This window comes from uncultured Lactobacillus sp. (assembly GCF_902491705.1).
Taxonomy (GTDB): domain Bacteria; phylum Bacillota; class Bacilli; order Lactobacillales; family Lactobacillaceae; genus Lactobacillus.
In genome coordinates this window covers 1-14,384 of the sequence record NZ_CABUIW010000057.1, presented here as the reverse complement: position 1 = coordinate 14,384, position 14,384 = coordinate 1, and the positions used below count along the sequence as shown (strand labels likewise).

Annotated in this window: 12 protein-coding genes and 1 pseudogene; all 13 read right to left on the bottom strand. The window is 36.2% G+C overall.

Going from position 1 to position 14,384, the window contains the following annotated elements; all coding sequences use genetic code 11:
• Nucleotides 1–108: 108 nt before the first annotated feature.
• Nucleotides 109–540 carry a hypothetical protein gene (locus RDN22_RS09455; RefSeq protein ID WP_308557773.1) on the bottom strand — a complete coding sequence of 144 codons (432 nt, stop codon included), beginning with the start codon at nt 538–540 and terminating at the stop codon, nt 109–111.
• Nucleotides 509–889, bottom strand: coding sequence for a helix-turn-helix transcriptional regulator (locus RDN22_RS09450; RefSeq protein WP_308557771.1), 381 nt, complete (start codon nt 887–889; stop codon nt 509–511). The genes RDN22_RS09455 and RDN22_RS09450 overlap by 32 nt, the downstream gene beginning before the upstream one ends.
• Nucleotides 867–1,439 carry a hypothetical protein gene (locus tag RDN22_RS09445; RefSeq protein WP_308557769.1) on the bottom strand — a complete coding sequence of 191 codons (573 nt, stop codon included), beginning with the start codon at nt 1,437–1,439 and terminating at the stop codon, nt 867–869. The genes RDN22_RS09450 and RDN22_RS09445 overlap by 23 nt, the downstream gene beginning before the upstream one ends.
• A 225-nt stretch (nt 1,440–1,664) precedes the next feature.
• Nucleotides 1,665–2,077 (bottom strand): annotated as a pseudogene (locus RDN22_RS09440) (sugar nucleotide-binding protein); the annotation flags it as partial.
• Nucleotides 2,078–2,311: 234 nt separating this feature from the next.
• Nucleotides 2,312–7,063: a S8 family serine peptidase gene (locus tag RDN22_RS09435; RefSeq protein ID WP_308557767.1), complete on the bottom strand. Its 4,752-nt coding sequence runs from the start codon at nt 7,061–7,063 to the stop codon at nt 2,312–2,314.
• A gap of 340 nt (nt 7,064–7,403) precedes the next feature.
• Nucleotides 7,404–8,288, bottom strand: coding sequence for a UTP--glucose-1-phosphate uridylyltransferase GalU (gene galU / locus RDN22_RS09430; RefSeq protein WP_308557765.1), 885 nt, complete (start codon nt 8,286–8,288; stop codon nt 7,404–7,406).
• Nucleotides 8,289–8,430: 142 nt separating this feature from the next.
• Nucleotides 8,431–9,417, bottom strand: coding sequence for a dTDP-4-dehydrorhamnose reductase (gene rfbD, locus RDN22_RS09425; protein ID WP_308557763.1), 987 nt, complete (start codon nt 9,415–9,417; stop codon nt 8,431–8,433).
• A gap of 16 nt (nt 9,418–9,433) precedes the next feature.
• Nucleotides 9,434–10,042, bottom strand: coding sequence for a dTDP-4-dehydrorhamnose 3,5-epimerase (gene rfbC / locus RDN22_RS09420; protein ID WP_308557762.1), 609 nt, complete (start codon nt 10,040–10,042; stop codon nt 9,434–9,436).
• A gap of 18 nt (nt 10,043–10,060) precedes the next feature.
• On the bottom strand, nt 10,061–10,945 hold the full coding sequence (gene rfbA, locus RDN22_RS09415; protein ID WP_308557760.1) for a glucose-1-phosphate thymidylyltransferase RfbA: 885 nt from the start codon (nt 10,943–10,945) through the stop codon (nt 10,061–10,063).
• A gap of 3 nt (nt 10,946–10,948) precedes the next feature.
• A complete protein-coding gene (gene rfbB / locus RDN22_RS09410) occupies nt 10,949–11,986 on the bottom strand; it encodes a dTDP-glucose 4,6-dehydratase (RefSeq protein ID WP_308557758.1) in 1,038 nt (345 codons plus the stop codon).
• Nucleotides 11,987–12,076: 90 nt separating this feature from the next.
• A complete protein-coding gene (locus tag RDN22_RS09405; protein WP_308557756.1) occupies nt 12,077–13,246 on the bottom strand; it encodes a methyltransferase domain-containing protein in 1,170 nt (389 codons plus the stop codon).
• A gap of 57 nt (nt 13,247–13,303) precedes the next feature.
• A complete protein-coding gene (locus RDN22_RS09400; protein ID WP_308557755.1) occupies nt 13,304–14,128 on the bottom strand; it encodes a hypothetical protein in 825 nt (274 codons plus the stop codon).
• A gap of 139 nt (nt 14,129–14,267) precedes the next feature.
• The coding region (locus RDN22_RS09395; RefSeq protein WP_308554877.1) for an IS3 family transposase at nt 14,268–14,384 on the bottom strand (117 nt) is incomplete at its 5' end.

Here is a 14,384-nt window from a genome sequence, read left to right as displayed (position 1 = left end):
AAAGGTGAATAAAAGCATCGTCATGCTTCTATTCACCTTATACTTTAGGATGTTTGCCAAAGAGCCTAAAACATTTCCGATCTGCTAATTTTTAAATACGTCAGTTTATTATTTTTTAGGTTTTAAATTAATATTTCTTGGAAATTTGAATTTATTAAAGACAACTGGTTCTGAATAATCTAAACTAGTTATTTCTTTCACTAAATTTTCAAATAATATAATAGAATTATTTATTCCATAATCTTCAGACATTTGTCGCAAGTTTGTTTCAGATAAATTTTCACCATTATATATAGAATAAGAATAATCCACATCCAATTCCAATGAGCGAAATGGTTTTACTTCTTCATCACTTTGACATTCCACTTTTCCCAGAATGTTTATTATAACTTTTTGTTGCTTTTTAGAAATAGATAAATTTATTTTTTTAAGGTTAAAATTTAAAATATATTGTTGCCCAATATTGTCTTTTTCTCTATCTACGGAATTATACTCTATCTTTTTAATTTTAAACCCATTCAGGCTGAATTGAGTTGACATTTGTATTTACCCTTACTTTTAAATTAGAAATAACATTACGCTTTTCGTATTTATTTTCAAAAGAGAATTCTCCTAAATTATCTTCAACGGCTAAACAAGAATTATTAATATTTTGTACCTTTTTCAAAATCTTATTATATTGTTCTTCACTCATCTGAAAATTTTGGCCGTGTTCAATATCTGCATATTCGGATTCATCCATATTTAATTTTTGAGAAACTTGTTCACGAGTCAGTCCTTGACTTAATCTTGCGGCTAAAATTTGTTGAGCAATATTAAATTGAAAAGATTTAAATAATTTATCTAGCTTTCTTTCATCATCATTTTTAAGATCTAAATTTAACCTCATGATTTTGACCTCGCTTCCCGATATAATCCACATCAGAATGATTATTTATTTGCACATAAAGAACCTGTGCCAAATTTGCTAGACGATTAGTTTGAGCTTTTACTCTTTGTCTTTCTGCACTATTAGCACCTGGAAATTTGGTAAATCCATGTGTCCAAATAGTATAATTTTTTCTCTCATTAACAGTTATGATTACTCGACAATTTCTTAATGGTGTACGTGTACTTTTAGATTGAAACCTCACTTCATATACATGATCTACAATTTTTAGTTTCTTTATTATTTCATATTTTACTTCTTGTTGAGTAATCTGCGAAAAATAGCTTTCCTCAATACAGTAATATGATTCACCATTACTATTAATTTTTCTCTTTAAAGTAGAAAAATTACCATTTTCATCAAGTTTTATATTTTGTAATGTAACTAAAATCCAAGATAAAGGTTCTAAGATTAATGGATTTATTTCTCTTTCTTTATCTAAGTATTCTTCAGCTAATTTATCACTTAGCCATTGCCCATTTAATTGTTTAATTAAATAAAATTGTTGCATGTATTTTTAGCTCCATGTATAAAGAACAGTTATTATAAGCTGAACTTATACTACCTGCATGTTAACAGTTAAGTAAGCTGAAGCTAGCTTCAGCTTACTTAACTGTTAACTCTTTGTCAATTATTCTACATTTTTCCACTACATTTGCCAAGACAACATTGCCAATCTCCCACACAGACAATGCCGTTTAAATATATATTTGCTAATCCCTTTCTGCTATTCAACTTACTTCCCCAACTCATCAAAGAAGCCTTGCTTCTTCAAGATCACTAAGTAACGACTTACGGCATCGGGCCAAGTTGGAAGTGGCTTAAAGCCTTTGACCTCGAGCTTGCTCTTATCAAGGCGCGAATTGAATGGGCGCACCGCCTTGAACAAGCCGTATTCGGCGGTAGTTACCGGAGTCACCTTAGTGTCGTGGCCGCTTGCAGCCATCGGCAGTTCACTGTTTGTTGCGTAGTAGTAGTAGTAGTCGTACTTATCTGTTTCAACCATATCAACGAGCAGGCGCGCCAAATCAAAAGTATAAGTTGGTCATTAACAGCCTTAACTTCATCGTGAGTTGCGCCGGCCTTGAGCATGGTCCTGATAAAATTAGAACCATTGATGCTCATGCAGCCTATTACTGACAAAATAAAATTACGTATTACTTTTTTGGAAAGAACTATATCCTTTATAATGTCTCAGCCTGCAATCACATTCATTACCATAATCAAAAGAAATCCAAGCAAATATTGAGAATATTATTACTCATATTATGATTTTAAGCGAATTAACAGAATTTAAATATTATTTTCCATCTACCTTCCCAACAAACATCACAAAAGAAGAGGTTGAAAAACAATTTTTCAGCCTCTTCTTATTATACTTTTTTACTTCTGGGTATTTCTTACCTTAACAAATTGACCATCAGCTAACTTGTAATATATCTTGCCTTGGATTTCAAAAGTATCGGCGTTGTTCAACGTTGCAATCCATCTGCCCTTCTTAAGTAGAACAGATTTACCTTGTTGTTTCAAAACTTGACCATTTTCATCATAAACATAAGCATTGTGTTTTACCTGTAATCTCTTAACACCTTGAAGAACAGTATTAGCAACCTTAACAAATTCATTGTCACCAATTCGATAGAATCTTTTACCCTTGATTGTGTAAACATGACCATTTTCTAAAGCTGAAATTGTTGTGCCTTTATTAAGAACAGATGACTTTGTAGTATCAACAGTCAGAACTACTTCAGCATTACTATTGTAAATATAAGCATTATGAAGCAGTTGGTAAGTTTTACCAGTTAACACTTCATTATCATCATTGTTATTTGTAGTAGTAACTAAAGTGTTATCAGTACTTTCTGAAGGCTCAGGAACAACTGGAGCTACATAGTTAGGATCAAAGTGAACTGTCAATTGCTTTTCAACAGTATTACCTGCTTGGTCAACAACTTCCACAGTAAAGATATGCGTAGTTGGATTACCGTTATTGTCATTCAAGTTGAGAGTTTCCTCAAACTTGTGTGGTCCATATGGATTTACATCTGAGGTTTCACTGTTAAGCCCTACAACACGGTTATAACCAGAGTTTTCAAATTCACGGTAGATATTGTTTCCGTTGACATATAATCTGTAGCCATCCAAATTATCGTTAACAGTTCCAGATAAATTAAATGTTGGATTATTAGTCCAAATATCAAGATTATTGCCATCAACTTGATCTACGTTCAATGTTGGAGCAGTTGTATCAAGGATGAGGTTAAGCGTACCACGAACCTTCTCACCTGATTTAGTTGTGTAGATATATGCAAGTGGACGTTGGCCTGTTGGTTCAGCTGTAAAACTGAAACTAAATTTGCCGTCGCTACCTAATTTAACCTGATTTTCAGCTGCAGCTTCGTTAGAATTATCTCCTAAAACAGTCAACGCAACAACATCGTCGGCAACATGACCAGTAACTGTAAACTTCTTTGTAGCTGCGTCATAGTAACCAAGACTAACTGCATTTTGACCCAAGCGAGTTGTGTCATTATCATTCATATAGTCAAAATGAATATCTGGGTTAGGATCAGTTCTAGTTGTTAAATCTGAAGGAGCATGACCTGGATATGCTCCTGGACCAAATGAACTTTCATCAGCGGCAGAATCAGCAACATCATTACCTAATTGATCACGGTCAGTATAAACAGTTCTAGTAGCTGAATCTGGTTCATAGTAAACACCAATATGGTTAGTATTTGCTACACCGCTTTGATCAGTAATCTGCTTGTCATTATAAGCTGGTCCATCTACTTCTGCCCAACCAGTAAGAAGAGCTCTCCTAAAGACGCCTTCAGCATTTGCATTAATTGAAGTATGAACGTGGAAAGTAGCTACACCATCTTGAACTGTGCCCTCATAAATTTCACCTGTAAAGTAGTCTGCAGCGTAGGCTTTTACGTTTTTTCCTTTAGGGACAGCAGCTTGAACCACAGCATCGTTAGGGTCATTAGTTCCTACAGAATAGATTTTTACACCAAAGTTACCTTGAAATCCATCAACATTTTGCCATTCAAAAAATACCTTTGGCGTAATGGTAGCCAATTCTTTTAATACATTATTTCCTGCTGCATCAGATGAGAAGATTAAATTAGTTGTTCCATCCTTAACAGGAGCTTCGTATTGACCATTATGAACTTGAACTAAAGCTCCATTTAAATAGAAGTCTTTATCAGCACTACCACGTAAAATGTAAGTATTAGTAGCTTTGTCATAGTCAGCAGCATTCTTGTCAAAAGCGGTACGGTCAGTAGCGTTCCATACAGAAATAGCTGGCTTTCCACTCACACCCGCTACATTAGTTGTAACAACAGTAGTATTATCAGCAACATCGCTTAAAGCAACAGATACCTTATTTTCTGCACCGCTAAGTGCTGCAAGTGCATCATCACCTAAAACAAATGAAAAATGACCTTTAGTCTTATTATTATCATCAAAACCAGATTGATCTTCATTCAATTTATAACCGAAGACCTTATCATTAACTTGAACAGTTGCATATGAATAGTCAGTGAATCCTGCGCCAGTATCTGTGTAAGTACCACTCAAAGTATGATTTGCATCATTATATGAAAGAGCTGAGACAGTTGGTGCAGTTGTATCGACGATAACTGGAAAATCAGCAGTTTGAGTTTGATCAGAACCTGAATTCCATAAAGTTGCTACCATACGGTAAGTATATTGACCATCTTTAGCAGTTACCATTTTACCAGTACTTGCATCATAAACTTTACCATCCCATTCAAATGCATCTGGATTATCACGCATAGAAACTGACAAACTAGTATCTTTAGTTACGCCATCTTCATCATATGACTTATCTACGCCTTGAACATCGGAAACAACACGAACAACATTACCCTTAGCATCTAAAATTTCAACTTTAAGGTCTTTAACATTTTGCTTGAGATAAGTATATGGCTTAAGCAAGTCACTCTTATTATCACTATTTGGTGAAAAGGCAACCTTGCCACTTTCGTATAATTTGGCTACTTCTTGCCAATTGTAATTACCGTCAATATTAACCAATTCTTTTAATGATTCTTGGTCAGCAATTCCACGTGGGTAGTTATCTTCATTGACTAGACGGTTACCTTCAATATCCGGATTAGATTCGTTAGCATTCTTGTCAAAGACTTTTTCATTAGTCAAGTCGCCATAGTATGCAAGATATGGAACAGACAACTTAGATTGATTGGTAGAATTTGTAAATTGAAGCCAACCTTCAACTAATTGATTCTTGCTTAAACCAGTTAAATCTAAAGTATATGCTACTTTTTTGGTTTCTTTTGGAGCTAAAGTGACGCTGGTTTCACCATTCACGCGAGCACCAGCTAATTGAACATTATGGAAGACACCTGAATCAGCATCTCTTTGTTCAGTATAACCACCACCAAAATCATCAAAAGTATAGGTTTGACTTTGATCAGATAAGTTATGGAACACAAGGTCAAAACCGGTCTTATCGCCAACTTGTTTCAAAGATAAAGAAGCGATACCGTCATCGCCAGTTACATAAACTGGACTGGCAGTTGCAGCACCAACATCGATTTGACCAGCCCCCTGTCTTCTAGGTGAAACTGGAGTAGTATATCCGTGTTGAGTTTGAAGCGTAGCGGTATTCATCAAAATTGCCTTGGTAGCAGCAACAAGATCAGCACCCTTTAATTCGGGATTGGTCTCTTTTAATCTTTGAATTACCAAAGCAGCACTACCAGCTGCAAACGGACCAGCCATAGAAGTTCCGCTCATTGTTTCATATTGATCATGATTGATTGTCGAAACAACATTATAACCTGGTGCGGAAAGATCTGGCTTCAAAGTATAATCAGAAAGCGGACCCCAGGATGAGAAGTAAGCCATATCACTATCACTACCTGTGTCAGACGTTTCAGCAGCAACAGTTAGGGCATTCTTAGAAGCACCTGGGTTAGCAACAGTACCTGAATTAAGTGGTTCATAGTTACCAGCATTAGAGCCAGATTGATAATCATCACTAGTAATATTGCTTGGATTATCCACGGAAGCTGAATTACCATTGTTTGAAGCAGAGATTGAAACAAATACCCCATGATCAATTGCATATTGAACAGCTTTTTGTTCAATATTAGTCAATTGTTGATCAGCTACACCTTGACCAAGCGACATTTGGATGACATCCGCACCAAGGTTAGTAGCATCATAAATAGCTTTGGCAACATCATCTGTTTTTTCATCTGAAAATTGACCAAAAACTCTGAGTTGCATTAATTGCGCTTGTGGGGCAACACCAACAACGTATGTTTTATCGCCATCCGGTTGACCGTCAGCGGCGATAATCCCCGAAACGTGTTGACCGTGGGGACTATCATTAGGATTAGTATCATCAGAAGTGATGTAATCATTATCACGGTCAGCATAGTTATAGACATACGGGAATTTTTCATTTACATATTTACCATATCCCTGTGATGCGATTTTCTTTTCCATATCAGATTTTGACAATTTAGGATTAGAAGGCATGGTTTGGAAATCTTTATGTGTAGGATCTGCTCCAGAGTCGATAACAGCAACAACTGTATTTTGACCTTCGTAACCTTGTTCCCAAGCTGCCTTAACATTTCCCTTAATGTGATCAGCTTCATTTGCAGGTGGTTGAACTTGAGATTGGTCATTTGTATCTGGAGAAGAGTCTGCCAGATTTGACTTTGCTAAAGTTTGAGCAGTATTTTGATTTGCAACTGCTGTAGTTGTTTCAGCTTGGGTAGACGAATCAGTTGTATTTGAACCAGCTACATTTTGTTCATTTCCTGTTGCAACAGTATTTTGATTTTCTTGAGTAGTTTGATCAATCTGGGTATTATTTTGTTGATCTTTTACAACATTAACTTGAACTGCTGAAGAAGGATCATTTGTAGCTGCTTGGACTGCTGGTCCTTGACTAAGCAAAACAGTTGATCCTGCAGCTAAAGCAATTGTAGCTGCAGCCACCCATTTTTTACGTGATTTAGCCGCTTGTTCTGAGCGGTATAAATTTTCTACACTATTTAAACACTCCTGTGTCTTGAAGACATAGGAATAATCACCATAATTTTTAGACAAATCATATTTCTTCATATCTTATTATCCTCCAGAAATTATCTATATAAAAATTCCTATTATTCCCGCTTAAATTAAATTATAGAAATGATATCATTTTATTTTAACTTTAACAATAGAATAATTTGGATATTTTTAATATTAGTTTTACAAAGTTCTATAGCACAACATTTAATATTAGCAATTCATAAGTTAGAAATTAAAAAAGCAAGCAATAGTTATTTAAAACTATTGCTTACTTTCATATTAGAATATGCTCCTACCAAAAAACTCCAGCCACATCATGACTGGAGTAAGTTTTAACAAAAAAGATTATTCAAAAAATTATACATTAATTCAAGTGCTATTTACCCTTGAATTATTTCTTCTCCAATTGCTTACCTAAAGCAATAATATATTTCTTCAAAGCATCGCGAGTTTCCGGGTGTGTCAAACCATATTGAATTGAAGTTTCAAGATAACCTTCCTTATTCCCCACGTCAAAGCGTTGACCTTTGAATACGTGAGCAAATACACGTTGAGTTTGGTTCAAAGTATCGATCGCATCAGTCAATTGGATTTCACCGCCGCGACCTGGCTTTTGATGTTCAAGAATATCAAAGATTTCAGGTGTAAGCAAGTAACGACCAATAATTGCTAAGTCACTTGGAGCCTTATCAACTGCAGGCTTTTCAACGAATTTCTTTACATTGTAAAGACCATCAGATACTTTGCTTTCAGGATCAATAACACCGTACTTAGATACTTCTTTATGAGGAACTTGCATAACTGCAATCGTTGAAGCATGAGTCTTATCATAATCATCCATCAATTGCTTAGTCAAAGTAACCTTATCCTTCATCAAGTCATCACCAAGCATTACAACGAATGGTTCACCTGCTACAAAACTACGTGCACGATAAATTGCATCACCAAGACCTGCTGGATATGGTTGACGAGTATAATACAAATTTACTCCCAAATTAGTGATATCTTGTGTTAATTTTAGCAGTTCAATCTTACCTGTCTTTTTTAAATCTTGTTCAAGTTCAGGATTTGAATCAAAATGATTTTCGATTGAACGCTTATTCTTACCAGTAACAATTAAAATATCTTCAATACCTGCTGCCTTTGCTTCTTCAACTATAAATTGAATTGTTGGCTTATCAACAATTGGCAACATTTCTTTTGGCATTGACTTAGTTACCGGTAAAAATCTAGTACCAAGACCTGCAGCTGGAATAACTGCTTTTCTAACTCTCATAATTTATCCTCCATTAACAAAATTATCAACTTAATAATAGCAAAAATATAATAAGTTTTAACACTAAATTATTTCAACCATTTTAAACACAAGAAAAAACTAAGCCCTAAAGTAGCTTAGTTCATAAAAATATTAAATTTTCTTACTTGTCTAATTTATCGAAGAATCCATCTTTTTTCAAGATTTCAAGATATCTCTTCACAGCATCTGGCCAAGTTGGAAGTGGCTTAAAGCCATTTTCTTCAAGCTTGCTTTTATCAAGTCGTGAATTAAATGGACGGACCGCCTTGGATAAACCATATTCAGCGGTAGTCACAGGTGTTACCTTAGTGTCGTAGCCAGCTTGACGGTAAATTTCCTTAGTAAAATCATACCAAGAAATGTAACCAGTCTTGGTGCCATTTGCGTCATAACCACTCTCAGTTGCAGGTAACTCTGAATTAGTTGCGTGGTAGTAGCCATACTTATCAGTCTCAACCATGTCAACGAGTAAGCGTGCCAAGTCAAAAGTGTAAGTTGGCGTACCGATTTGATCATCAACAACTTTAACTTCATCATGATTAGAACCAACTTTAAGCATAGTCTTGATAAAGTTAGAACCATTTACGCCAAATACCCAAGCGATACGGACGATAAAGTACTTGTCTAAAGTATCGGCAACTGCCTTTTCTCCGCCAAGCTTAGTTTTCCCATAAACGTTAAGTGGCTTGTAACCCTTAAAGTCAGGCTCCCATGGCTTAGTACCTTGACCATCAAATACGTAATCAGTTGATAGGTAAACCATTGGCACATCTAGCTTCTTGGCGCTATCTGCAATATTTTGCGTACCGCCAACATTAACCTTGCGAACAGCTTCTACCTTGTCATCGTCTTCAGCCATATCAACAGCAGTCCAAGCAGCACAGTGAATAATTACGTCTGGATTTACTTCAGTAATTACCTTGTCAACTGCTTCCTTATCAGTGATATCTAAAGAAACATATGGCATCTTAGTTACGGCAGTGCCATCTGCAACACCACTATATTCAGGTGCAAGGTCTGAACCTACACCTTCATAGCCACGCTTAGCAAGTTCATTCATTACGTCATGGCCCAGTTGACCATTAACTCCAGTTACAAAAGCTTTCATTAATACGCCTCACTAATTAAAACTTGAAAGTATCCTTTAAACCTTGCCATTCTTGGTCACGTTCTGCCATGTTCAACTTAGTACCGTCGTCTAAAGTGTAGCCACTAGCGTCAGCACTACCTGGGTAATCGCCCTTAAGGTGTGGCCACTTAATACCAATTTCAGGATCATTCCAAGCCATACCACCTTCATCATTTGGATGCCAGAAGTCATTAACCTTATAGCAAAATTCTGCAACATCACTTAATACAAGGAAGCCATGTGCAAAGCCTTGTGGAATTAAGAATTGCTTCTTGTTTTCTGCAGTTAATTCAACACCGTACCACTTGCCGTAAGTCTTTGATTCACTTCTAAGATCGACTGCAACATCAAAAACGCTACCGCGAACAGCGCGAACCAACTTAATTTGTGGGTAATGCTTTTGGAAGTGTAAACCACGAAGTACACCCTTAGTTGAGCTTGATTGGTTATCTTGAACGAAATTAATACTAAATCCCGCATCCATCATGTCTCTTTGGTTAAAAGTTTCCATGAAGTAACCACGGTCATCTCCGTGAACAGTTGGGGTGATTACCGCTAAACCTTCAATACCGCCGACATTCTTTTCAACTTTAATTTGTCCCATTTTTATCTTCTTTCCTTATTAATAACGTAATTTTCCTTCAGCAACTGACTTTAAATGTTGACCATATGGACTCTTGCCATAGTGTTCTGCTGCTTTAAGCAATTGATCTTTACTGATCCAGCCATGAACAAATGCAATTTCTTCAGGTGCTGAAATTGATACGCCTTGACGCTCCTCAACCATCTTAACGTAGTTAGAAGCATCAACTAAACTATGCATTGTACCAGTATCAAGCCAGGCATAGCCGCGACCCAAAAGTTGTACGTCTAAGTTACCTTCTTGCAAGTACATGTCATTCAAACTGGTAATTTCAACTTCGCCGCGTGCACTTGGCTTAACTTGAGCGGCCTTTGCACTAACGCCAGCTGGGTAGAAGTAAAGACCAGTTACAGCATAGTTGCTCTTAGGATGTTCTGGCTTTTCTTCAATCGAAATAGCCTTGCCATCTTTATCAAAATCAACCACGCCGAAGCGTTCTGGATCATTTACATAGTAGCCAAATACGGTTGCCTTGCCATTTTGTGCATCTTTTGCGGCACTCTTAAGTAGTTGTGTAAAACCGTTGCCGTAAAAAATGTTGTCGCCCAAAATCATGGCACAAGGTTCGCCGTTAATGAAGTCCTCACCCAAAGTAAAGGCTTGAGCTAAGCCATCAGGACTTGGTTGAACCTTGTATGATAACTTAACACCAAATTGTGAACCATCGCCAAGTAATTCTTTGAAGCGTGGTGTGTCAGCTGGTGTTGAAATGATCAAAATATCCTTAATCCCTGCAAGCATCAAGGTTGATAAAGGATAATAAATCATTGGCTTATCATAGACAGGCAATAATTGCTTACTGGTTACTAAAGTTAATGGATAAAGACGAGTGCCTGAGCCACCCGCTAAAATAATGCCCTTCATAATTTAGTCCTTGTCTAAAACCTTTCTGTCACCATACATTTCTTCGTAATAGTTTTGGTAATCGCCAGAAATGATATTTTCCCACCATTCTTTGTTATCAAGATACCATTGAATGGTCTTCTTAATGCCGTCTTTGAACATGGTTTCTGGAAGCCAGCCAAGTTCGTTGTGGATCTTTTCTGGATCAATAGCATAGCGGCGGTCGTGACCCTTACGGTCAGTAACGTGTTCAATTAATGAATATGGCTTGTCTAAATAGTCACAGATCAACTTAACAATGTCGATGTTGTGCATTTCGTTGTGACCACCGATGTTGTAGATTTCACCAGGCTTGCCCTTCTCCAAGATCAAATCAATTGCCTTGCAGTGATCTTCAACATAAAGCCAGTCGCGGACATTTTCACCGTCACCATAAACTGGCAACTTTTCGTTGTTCAATGCTCTTTGGATCATCAATGGAATTAACTTCTCTGGGAATTGATATGGTCCGTAGTTGTTTGAGCAGCGAGAAATAGTTACTGGCAAGTTGTAGGTTCTGCCGTATGCACCAACTAACAAGTCAGCACTAGCCTTGCTTGATGAGTATGGACTTGAAGTATGAAGTGGTGTGTCTTCGTGGAAGAAAAGATCAGGTCTATCAAGTGGCAAGTCGCCGTATACTTCATCAGTTGATACTTGGTGAAAACGTTTGATGCCGTACTTGCGACATGCATCCATCAATACTGAAGTACCAATAATGTTAGTTTCAAGGAAAATTTCTGGATTTTCGATTGAACGGTCAACGTGACTTTCTGCAGCAAAGTTGACAACTACATCTGGCTTTTCTTCTTCAAATAACTTGTAGATATTGTCTCGATCACAAATATCCATCTTAACGAACTTGAAGTTTGGCTTGTCCATTATGCTCTTCAAAGTTGATAAGTTACCTGCATAAGTCAACTTGTCTAAGCAGATAATCTCATAATCAGGGTGTTTTTTCATCATATAAAAGATGAAGTTTGAGCCAATAAAGCCTGCTCCACCAGTAACAATAACTTTCATGTGTTCCTCCATATAATCAAAATTTGATTCATATGGATTATACAACATTACGTTACGTAACCTTCAAGAGAATGAAGAAAAAAACGCGACTTATTTTGCTACAAAAAAGCCAGCGTCTTTAGTAATGTGAAAGCCGCCTCGGACCTTCTCATCAACGTAGTGTTTAAATTCGGGATAGTGATTAAGCAAAATTTCGTTTTGATTGCCGTGACAAGATAGGATATAAGAAATTAGTGGCATTGCTTCAGAAATTTCGATTGAATCATTGTACCTGTGACAAGTAACATCATTGAAGTATTTGCTAAGAAGCTGCTTGCCGTTATCTAGGCCGAAGCGTTCATATAAATTAGTAGAAGAAAGAACGATATTGGAGTTAAAGCTCTGCACCAGATCAGTGATCTCATGCATGTGACGCTTGGAATAAGTGCTACACATCAGTGGCGCACCAGACTTCAGAACTCGGCGAATTTCTTTGAGTGTTTGAGGGATATCATCACAGTAAAAAAGCATGTGGTTAGCAATTACCAAATCAAAAGTATTATCGGCAAAAGGAATCTTCTGTGCATCAAAGACGGCATATTGAAATTCAGAATTCTCGCCAATCTCATTCTTAGCATCAGCCAAAATTCCCTCGGAAATATCAGAAAGAATAATGTTCACGCCTTCTGGCAATTTGCTAATATTCTGCGACCATAACGCACCGTTACCAGTGCCGAGTTCTAGCACCTTCATCCCTGGCCTTAAATGCAAATTACTAAATAGCCATGGGAACCAACCTTTCTTATTAGTAGAATAATCGCGGTGCAGGCGAATGCGGGCAGAAATATTCGTAGCGTTCTTGTACTGCATGCTAAGTGAGTGATTCATGGAAGTCAGGTGAATCAAATTTAGCATCTTAGACCAATCGACTTGTTCATTTTGATCCAGTGCTTTACTAGTTGAATTGATTGCACCGACCACGTTCTTCATCTCTTCAAGTCGCTCTTCAGCAAGGCGCTTCTGAATCTGTAGTGACTCTCGCAATAATTGCTTATCACCAGAGCCAATAGTCATTTCACGAATATCGCTCAGTGAGAATCCTAAGTATTTTAAAAGCAAGATCTGTTGCAGTTTGGCAAAATCTTGGTCAGTATAAAGCCGTGCCCCACCTTTAGTGTGCATTGCTGGCTTTAATAAATTCTTCTGATCATAATAGCGAATTGTGCGAATCGACACATGCGCCTTCTTCGCAAATTCGCCACTTGTGTAGTGTTGTAGCATATGAATTACCTTTTGCTCCATACTTATTCTAGAATATTTTTTAATACAAAATATTGCCTAATTTTCTTTATTTTTCTTATCTTCTATATTTAGTCCAATGATTTTATCATTATTTTTTTCAACTGGCTTACCTACTTCTTTAATACTTAAATCTAGATTTTTTAATTTTTTATACTTGTTCTTTTCTTTCACATATTCAATTTTCTTTTTCATATTATGCACTTTATTATCTTGATGATTTTTATATATTTCCTGTCCCCATTTGACTATTCCTTTCTTCTTCAAATTATCTTTTCCGACTATCATCTTTATAGCACCCTTAATCGATATTCCCATCCCTGTACTCCAAAGCAATATTTGAACAATATGTTTTATTTCAACAAAATTATCGGTTAAAAAAGTAAAAAAACCTGGTGAATTTACATCTGCTCGTAAATCAATATCTTCATGCTTATCTTCAGGAACAATTGAAAGTAAATTTTTCCAATCAGAAATATTTAATTCTCCTCCATGCGATGTATACACACGCAAATAATATTTATTATTATATTCATAAAGAGGGGCGACCAAATTAAATAATTTTGTTTTATTTTCTACATTTAACGTCTCAATAGCTTGATGCGTGTTCATTATCCAAGCTATTTCTTTTGGTAAATCTCTTCTATCAATAATAAACAGCCAATTAACTTTTCTTCTTTTAATATAATTAGACGGTGTATATGCTATATCTTTATTATTCGCTTCTTGTTGAAGCTTCTTTATTTTTTCTACTGATTCATCATAAGGATCACCAATTATCTCTCCAAGAGCAAATTTATAAGAATGCTTTGTAGGTGTTAAAACAAAATCACCTTTTTTCATTTCAAAGGCAAATTTATACATTTGTTTTGCATGCACTGTCAATTGTGATTTTGAAGAGGCAGTTAAACTATTAATATTTTTTGTAATATCGTCTTCATATTTATTAAAAATAAATTCACGTACGCCATCTGATTGAAGTGGGACCTAAAAAGTAGACATTTTAAAACATAGGATTAATAGAGGCTTGATTCCGATATTCTTTCGGAGTTAAGCCTTTTAATCTGCTCTTTATCCTTTCTTCGTTATAGTATTTGATATATTCCTCTATAGCTTGAGC

Coding starts and splice junctions, on each gene's coding strand:
- RDN22_RS09455 (WP_308557773.1), bottom strand. CDS start 540: ATGTCAACTCAATTCAGCCTGAATGGGTTTAAAATTAAAAAGATAGAG.
- RDN22_RS09450 (WP_308557771.1), bottom strand. CDS start 889: ATGAGGTTAAATTTAGATCTTAAAAATGATGATGAAAGAAAGCTAGAT.
- RDN22_RS09445 (WP_308557769.1), bottom strand. CDS start 1,439: ATGCAACAATTTTATTTAATTAAACAATTAAATGGGCAATGGCTAAGT.
- RDN22_RS09435 (WP_308557767.1), bottom strand. CDS start 7,063: ATGAAGAAATATGATTTGTCTAAAAATTATGGTGATTATTCCTATGTC.
- galU (WP_308557765.1), bottom strand. CDS start 8,288: ATGAGAGTTAGAAAAGCAGTTATTCCAGCTGCAGGTCTTGGTACTAGA.
- rfbD (WP_308557763.1), bottom strand. CDS start 9,417: ATGAAAGCTTTTGTAACTGGAGTTAATGGTCAACTGGGCCATGACGTA.
- rfbC (WP_308557762.1), bottom strand. CDS start 10,042: ATGGGACAAATTAAAGTTGAAAAGAATGTCGGCGGTATTGAAGGTTTA.
- rfbA (WP_308557760.1), bottom strand. CDS start 10,945: ATGAAGGGCATTATTTTAGCGGGTGGCTCAGGCACTCGTCTTTATCCA.
- rfbB (WP_308557758.1), bottom strand. CDS start 11,986: ATGAAAGTTATTGTTACTGGTGGAGCAGGCTTTATTGGCTCAAACTTC.
- RDN22_RS09405 (WP_308557756.1), bottom strand. CDS start 13,246: ATGCTACAACACTACACAAGTGGCGAATTTGCGAAGAAGGCGCATGTG.
- RDN22_RS09400 (WP_308557755.1), bottom strand. CDS start 14,128: ATGTATAAATTTGCCTTTGAAATGAAAAAAGGTGATTTTGTTTTAACA.